The organism is Bradyrhizobium guangdongense, from assembly GCF_006483445.1.
Classification (GTDB): Bacteria; Pseudomonadota; Alphaproteobacteria; order Rhizobiales; family Xanthobacteraceae; genus Bradyrhizobium; species Bradyrhizobium guangdongense_A.
Genome location: NZ_PPPT01000281.1, coordinates 1 through 6,863, shown reverse-complemented (window position 1 = coordinate 6,863; position 6,863 = coordinate 1). Strand labels below are relative to the sequence as shown.

The 6,863-nt window shown below is 63.5% G+C and carries 6 protein-coding genes; all 6 read left to right on the top strand.

Annotation, left to right across the window (positions count from 1 at the left end; translation table 11 throughout):
• The first annotated feature begins 156 nt into the window (after positions 1 to 156).
• On the top strand, positions 157 to 1,125 hold the full coding sequence (gene mdh, locus C2U70_RS31700; protein WP_140982562.1) for a malate dehydrogenase: 969 nt from the start codon (positions 157 to 159) through the stop codon (positions 1,123 to 1,125).
• 216 nt (positions 1,126 to 1,341) lie between these two features.
• Complete coding sequence (sucC, locus tag C2U70_RS31695; protein WP_140982561.1) at positions 1,342 to 2,538, top strand: ADP-forming succinate--CoA ligase subunit beta; 1,197 nt, start codon at positions 1,342 to 1,344, stop codon at positions 2,536 to 2,538.
• Between the two features lie 16 nt (positions 2,539 to 2,554).
• Positions 2,555 to 3,037, top strand: a complete 483-nt coding sequence (locus C2U70_RS31690; protein WP_140982563.1) for a DUF1579 family protein — start codon at positions 2,555 to 2,557, stop codon at positions 3,035 to 3,037.
• Positions 3,038 to 3,046: 9 nt separating this feature from the next.
• Complete coding sequence (locus C2U70_RS31685) at positions 3,047 to 3,280, top strand: hypothetical protein (protein WP_140982560.1); 234 nt, start codon at positions 3,047 to 3,049, stop codon at positions 3,278 to 3,280.
• A gap of 23 nt (positions 3,281 to 3,303) precedes the next feature.
• On the top strand, positions 3,304 to 4,188 hold the full coding sequence (gene sucD / locus C2U70_RS31680; RefSeq protein ID WP_140982559.1) for a succinate--CoA ligase subunit alpha: 885 nt from the start codon (positions 3,304 to 3,306) through the stop codon (positions 4,186 to 4,188).
• A gap of 135 nt (positions 4,189 to 4,323) precedes the next feature.
• Positions 4,324 to 6,863, top strand: a 2,540-nt coding sequence (locus tag C2U70_RS31675; RefSeq protein WP_140982558.1) for a 2-oxoglutarate dehydrogenase E1 component, incomplete at its 3' end; no start/stop codon positions are given.

Sequence of the window (6,863 nt, the reverse complement as noted above, 5' to 3'; positions counted from 1 at the left end):
GCGACTTTCGTCGCGCCCCAGAATGAGGTGGTTGCGCTTGCAATCCGGGCAAGCCCGACAATTGGGCATTCGGCGACTTGAACGGGGCAAGCGAAAGGGATAACCACCCTCTCAGTTTTCCATCCCCTCGCGGACATCTCAAAGGACAGGTTTCCCATGGCGCGCGACAAGATTGCTTTGATTGGCTCCGGTCAGATCGGCGGCACGTTGGCTCATCTCATCGGCCTGAAGGAACTGGGCGACGTCGTGATGTTCGACATCGCGGAAGGCGTGCCGCAGGGCAAGTCGCTCGATATCGCGCAGTCCTCCCCGGTCGACGGCTTTGACGCGCATTACACCGGCGCCAACTCCTACGAGGCACTCGACAACGCCAAGGTCTGCATCGTCACCGCCGGCGTGCCGCGCAAGCCCGGCATGAGCCGCGACGACCTCCTCTCCATCAACCTCAAGGTCATGGAGCAGGTCGGCGCCGGCATCAAGAAGTACGCCCCCGACGCCTTCGTCATCTGCATCACCAACCCGCTCGACGCGATGGTCTGGGCGCTGCAGAAGGCCTCCGGCCTGCCGCACAAGAAGGTCGTCGGCATGGCCGGCGTGCTCGACTCCGCGCGCTTCCGCTACTTCCTCGCCGATGAGTTCAACGTCTCCGTTGAGGACGTCACCGCCTTCGTGCTCGGCGGTCACGGCGACACCATGGTGCCGCTGACCAAATATTCCACCGTTGCCGGCATCCCGCTGCCCGACCTCGTCAAGATGGGCTGGACCTCGCAGGCGCGCCTCGACGAAATCGTCGACCGCACCCGCAATGGCGGCGCCGAGATCGTCAACCTCTTGAAGACCGGCTCGGCGTTCTACGCCCCGGCGGCCTCCGCGATCGCGATGGCCGAGAGCTATCTGAAGGACAAGAAGCGCGTGCTGCCCTGCGCCGCTTACCTCAACGGCGAATACGGCGTGAAGGACATGTATGTCGGCGTGCCCGTCGTCATCGGCTCCAAGGGCGTCGAGCGCGTCGTCGAGATCGAGCTCGGCGGCAAGGACCGCGAGGCCTTCGACAAGTCGGTCGGCGCGGTGCAGGGTCTGGTAGACGCCTGCAAGAAGATCGCCCCCGATCTTCTCGGCCGCTGATCGAGACAACTGCGCCGAAGACCGAAAACCCGGTCTTCGGCGCTTCCATTTCCGGCGTCCTGTCTGGGGCAGTCCAGGCAGGTCCGGGTCCGGCAAGCCGGCCTCTTGCGATTTTAGCAGAAGAATCCGGGTTGCAGTTCCTGTGGTATATGGTATGCCAGCCAAAACTGAGGTGAGCCCGCGAGGTCACCGCGCAAGGGTTCAGGGAGCGACCAGATGAATATCCATGAGTACCAGGCCAAGGCGCTGCTGGGCGAGTTCGGCGTACCGATCTCCAAGGGCGTTCCGGTGCTGAAGCCCGCCGACGCCGAAGCCGCCGCCAAGGCGCTGCCCGGCCCGGTCTGGGTGGTCAAGAGCCAGATCCATGCCGGCGGCCGCGGCAAGGGCAAGTTCAAGGAAGCCTCCGCCGGCGACAAGGGCGGCGTCCGCATCGCAAAATCCGCCGCCGAGGTCTCCGAGTTCGCCAAGCAGATGCTGGGCGCCACGCTGGTCACGATCCAGACCGGCCCCGCCGGCAAGCAGGTCAACCGCCTCTACATCGAGGACGGTTCCGACATCGACAAGGAATTCTACCTCTCGATCCTGGTCGACCGCGAGACCTCGCGCGTCTCGTTCGTCGTCTCGACCGAGGGCGGCGTCAACATCGAGGACGTCGCGCACAACAGCCCTGAGAAGATCGTGACCTTCTCGGTCGATCCCGCCACCGGCATCATGGGTCATCACGGCCGCACCGTCGCCAATGCGCTGAAGCTCTCCGGCGACCTCGCCAAGCAGGCCGAAAAGCTCACCGCGCAGCTCTACGCGGCGTTCGTCGCCAAGGACATGTCGATGCTGGAGATCAACCCGCTGGTCGTGACCAAGCAGGGCCAGCTCCGCGTGCTCGATGCCAAAGTGTCATTCGACGACAACGCGCTGTTCCGTCACCCCGAGGTGCTCGCGCTGCGCGATGAGACCGAGGAAGACGCCAAGGAAATCGAGGCGTCGAAATACGACCTCAACTACGTCACCCTCGACGGCAATATCGGCTGCATGGTCAACGGCGCCGGCCTCGCGATGGCGACCATGGACATCATCAAGCTGTACGGCATGTCGCCGGCCAACTTCCTCGACGTCGGCGGCAGTGCCAGCAAGGAAAAGGTCGCGGCCGCCTTCAAGATCATCACCGCCGATCCCAACGTGAAGGGCATTCTGGTCAACATCTTTGGTGGTATCATGAAGTGTGACGTCATCGCCGAGGGCGTCACGGCTGCCGTTCGCGAAGTCGGCCTCAGCGTGCCGCTGGTGGTCCGTCTCGAAGGCACCAATGTCGAGCTCGGCAAGAAGATCATTAGGGAATCCGGCCTCAACGTGCTGCCGGCCGACAATCTCGACGACGCCGCGCAGAAGATCGTGAAGGCCGTCAAGGGAGGCTAAGGCCATGCCCAAGGACATGCCGAAGGACCATCTTTCCGCATCATCTCCGCTGCCGGAGCACACGCGCTTGTCGGTGCTCGCGGGTGAATGGAATGGCGAGGAAATGGTTTTTCCGTCGCGCTGGACTGCCGGCGGGCCGGCGACCTCCAGGGTCGTCGCGCGCATGGACCTCAACGGCTTCTACCTGATCCAGGACACCGTGCAGACGCGTGACGGCAAGCAGAGTTTTGCCACCCACGGCCTCTTCACCTGGGACCGCGACGACCGGACCTACAAATTGTTCTGGTACGACTCGCTCGGCTACACGCCGCCTTCGCCCGCCTCCGGCGGCTGGGCCGGCAAGACCCTGACACTGGTGCGCGGCTCGCTTCGCGGCAACGCGCGCCACGTCTACGAGATCATCGACGACAATTCCTACGCGTTGAAGATCCAGTTCTCGCCGGACGCGGAAGGTTGGGCCGACGTGCTCACCGGGACGTATCGGCGGATCAATGGGTAGGCCAATCCGATGCAGGATATCCGCCCACTGGTCTGGATCGCCTTGCTGCTCGGCGGCATTGCGAGTTTCTGGGTCGGCTATCGCTTCCGTAGGGATATCGACGATGACGAGAATGTCGAAGCCAGGCCTCAGCCGCGAGATGTCGTCGTCGTGGCGTGTGTCGGAGTTGGCTTCTTCTCGCTCGGGTATGTTCTGTTTGATATCTTTCTCCTCTTCAATCCGCCTCCTCCCTCAATGCGCTGAAGCTTGAACTATAGGATGATCCAATGTCCGTTCTTATCGATCGCAACACCAAAGTCATCTGCCAGGGTTTTACCGGCAAGAACGGCACCTTCCATTCCGAGGCTGCGATTGCTTACGGCACCAAGATGGTCGGCGGCACCTCGCCGGGCAAAGGCGGCTCGACCCATCTGAACCTGCCGGTGTTCGACACCGTGCGCGAGGCGCGCGAGAAGACCGGCGCTGATGCCTCCGTCATTTACGTGCCGCCGCCGGGCGCGGCTGATGCGATCTGCGAGGCGATCGACGCGGAAGTGCCGCTGATCGTCTGCATCACCGAGGGTATCCCGGTCCTCGACATGGTCAGGGTGAAGCGCTCGCTCGCCGGCTCAAAATCGCGCCTGATCGGACCGAACTGCCCGGGCGTCATGACAGCCGGCGAATGCAAGATCGGCATCATGCCGGCCAACATCTTCAAGACCGGCAGCGTCGGCATCGTCTCCCGTTCCGGCACCCTGACCTATGAAGCCGTGTTCCAGACCTCCCAGGAGGGCCTCGGCCAGACCACCGCGGTCGGCATCGGCGGCGATCCGGTCAAGGGCACCGAATTCATCGACGTCCTGGAGATGCTGCTCGGCGACCCCAAGACCGAGTCCATCATCATGATCGGCGAAATCGGCGGTTCCGCCGAGGAAGACGCCGCCCAATTCCTCAAGGACGAGGCCAAGCGCGGCCGCAAGAAGCCGATGGTTGGCTTCATCGCCGGTGTTACCGCACCTCCTGGCCGCCGCATGGGCCATGCCGGCGCGATCATCGCCGGTGGCAAGGGTGACGCCGGTTCCAAGACCGAAGCGATGAAATCGGCCGGAATCACCGTCTCTCCGTCGCCTGCGCGGCTCGGACACACGCTTGCCGAAATTTTGAAAGGCTAATTCACTTCTTCGTTGTTTTCCGGGCGAAGTTTCGCGCCAAATAGGGTAAATGGTCGCTGACGCACCGATCCACGCCGGGGGATCGGTCTCAGCGCCGTTTTCAGGGCGCAAACAAAAATCGCCAGGAACTCAAGTATGTCTCGCCAGGACGCGAACGCAGCCTTTGCCCTTTCATCGTTTTTGCAGGGCACAAACGCCACCTACATCGACGATATCTACGCCCGCTATGAGAAGGATCCCGGTTCGGTCGATCCGGAATGGCAGGAGTTCTTCCAGAGCCTGAAGGACCAGCCGGCAGACGTTCGCAAGAACGCCGAGGGCCCGAGCTGGGCCCGCGACAACTGGCCGGAGACCCCCCGCGACGATCTCACCTCGGCGCTCGACGGCAACTGGGTCCAGGTCGAGAAGGCGGTCGGCAGCAAGATCGCCGCCAAGGCCAAGGCGGCCGACAAGGGCGCCGAGCTCTCCTCCGCCGACGTGCTCCAGGCCACCCGCGATTCGGTGCGCGCGCTGATGCTGATCCGCGCCTACCGCATGCGCGGGCATTTCCACGCCAAGCTCGATCCGCTCGGCATCGAGGCACCGCGCAACCGTGAGGAGCTCGACCCGCGCACCTACGGCTTCAGCGAGGCCGATTTCGACCGCAAGATCTTCCTCGATCACGTGCTCGGGCTCGAATACGGCTCGCTCCGCGAGATCGTCGCGATCTGCGAGCGCACCTACTGCCAGACGCTCGGCGTCGAGTTCATGCACATCACCAACGCCGCGCAGAAGGCGTGGATCCAGGAGCGCATCGAGGGTCCGGACAAGGAGATCTCGTTCACCCGCGAAGGCCGCCGCGCCATCCTCAACAAGCTCGTCGAAGCCGAGGGCTTTGAAAAGTTCTGCGACGTCAAGTTCACCGGCACCAAGCGCTTTGGTTTGGACGGCGCGGAATCGCTGATCCCTGCGCTGGAGCAGATCATCAAGCGCGGCGGCAATCTCGGCGTGAAGGAGATCGTGCTGGGCATGCCGCATCGCGGCCGCCTCAACGTGCTGACGCAGGTGATGGCGAAGTCGCATCGCGCGCTGTTCCACGAGTTCAAGGGCGGCTCGGCCAACCCCGAGGACGTCGAAGGCTCCGGCGACGTGAAGTACCATCTCGGCGCGTCCTCGGACCGCGAGTTCGACGGCAACCGCATCCATCTGTCGCTGACCGCCAATCCCTCGCATCTCGAGATCGTCGATCCCGTGGTACTCGGCAAGGTGCGCGCCAAGCAGGACCAGCATGGCGATCCGCCGGACCAGCGCATCTCGGTGCTGCCGCTGCTGCTGCACGGCGACGCTGCCTTCGCCGGCCAGGGCGTGGTCGCGGAATGCTTTGCCCTGTCGGACCTGAAGGGCTACCGCACCGGCGGTTCGCTGCACTTCATCGTCAACAACCAGATCGGCTTCACCACCTATCCGCGTTACTCGCGCTCGTCGCCCTATCCGTCCGACGTCGCAAAGATGATCGACGCGCCGATCTTCCACGTCAATGGCGACGATCCGGAAGCCGTTGTGTTCGCCGCCAAGGTGGCGATCGAGTTCCGGCAGAAGTTCCACAAGCCTGTCGTCATCGACATGTTCTGCTATCGCCGCTACGGCCACAACGAAGGCGACGAGCCGGCGTTCACCCAGCCTGTGATGTACAAGCAGATCGCCTCGCATCCCTCGACACTGACGATCTATGCCAAGCGGCTGGTTGCCGAAGGCGTGATGACCGATGGCGAGGTCGACAAGGCCAAGGCCGACTGGCGTGCCCGGCTCGATGCCGAGTTCGAGGCCGGGTCCGGCTACAAGCCGAACAAGGCCGACTGGCTCGACGGCAAGTGGTCCGGCTTCAAGATCGCCGACCAGGAAGAGGATGCGCGGCGCGGCATTACCGGTGTCGATGTCGCCGTGCTCAAGGATATCGGCCGCAAGATCACCAAGGTACCGGATGGCTTCCGCGTCCATCGCACCATCCAGCGTTTCCTGGACAATCGTGCCAAGGCGATCGATTCCGGCATCGGTCTCGACTGGGCGACCGGCGAGGCGCTGGCGTTCTGCACGCTGCTGCAGGAAGGCCATCACGTCCGCCTGTCCGGCCAGGACTCCGAGCGCGGCACCTTCTCGCAGCGCCATTCGGTCCTGATCGACCAGGAGGATGAGAGCCGCTACACGCCGTTCAACCATCTCGGCACCGAGCAGGGCCATTACGAGGTCATCAACTCGCTGCTGTCGGAAGAAGCCGTGCTCGGCTTCGAATACGGCTACTCGCTGGCCGAGCCGAATGCGCTCGCGATGTGGGAAGCCCAGTTCGGCGATTTCGCCAACGGTGCGCAGGTCGTGTTCGACCAGTTCATGTCCTCGGGCGAACGCAAATGGCTGCGCATGTCGGGCTTGGTCTGCATGTTGCCGCACGGCTATGAGGGCCAGGGCCCCGAGCACTCCTCGGCCCGCCTCGAGCGCTATTTGCAGATGTGCGCCGAAGACAACATGCAGGTGGTCTATCCGACCACGCCGGCCAACTACTTCCACGTGCTGCGGCGCCAGCTCCATCGCGAGATCCGGAAGCCGCTCATCATGATGACGCCGAAATCGCTGCTGCGTCACAAGCGGGCGGTGTCGCGGCTCGACGAGCTCGGCAGGGATACGACGTTCCACCGTATCCT

Coding starts and splice junctions, on each gene's coding strand:
- mdh (WP_140982562.1), top strand. CDS start 157: ATGGCGCGCGACAAGATTGCTTTGATTGGCTCCGGTCAGATCGGCGGC.
- sucC (WP_140982561.1), top strand. CDS start 1,342: ATGAATATCCATGAGTACCAGGCCAAGGCGCTGCTGGGCGAGTTCGGC.
- C2U70_RS31690 (WP_140982563.1), top strand. CDS start 2,555: ATGCCGAAGGACCATCTTTCCGCATCATCTCCGCTGCCGGAGCACACG.
- C2U70_RS31685 (WP_140982560.1), top strand. CDS start 3,047: ATGCAGGATATCCGCCCACTGGTCTGGATCGCCTTGCTGCTCGGCGGC.
- sucD (WP_140982559.1), top strand. CDS start 3,304: ATGTCCGTTCTTATCGATCGCAACACCAAAGTCATCTGCCAGGGTTTT.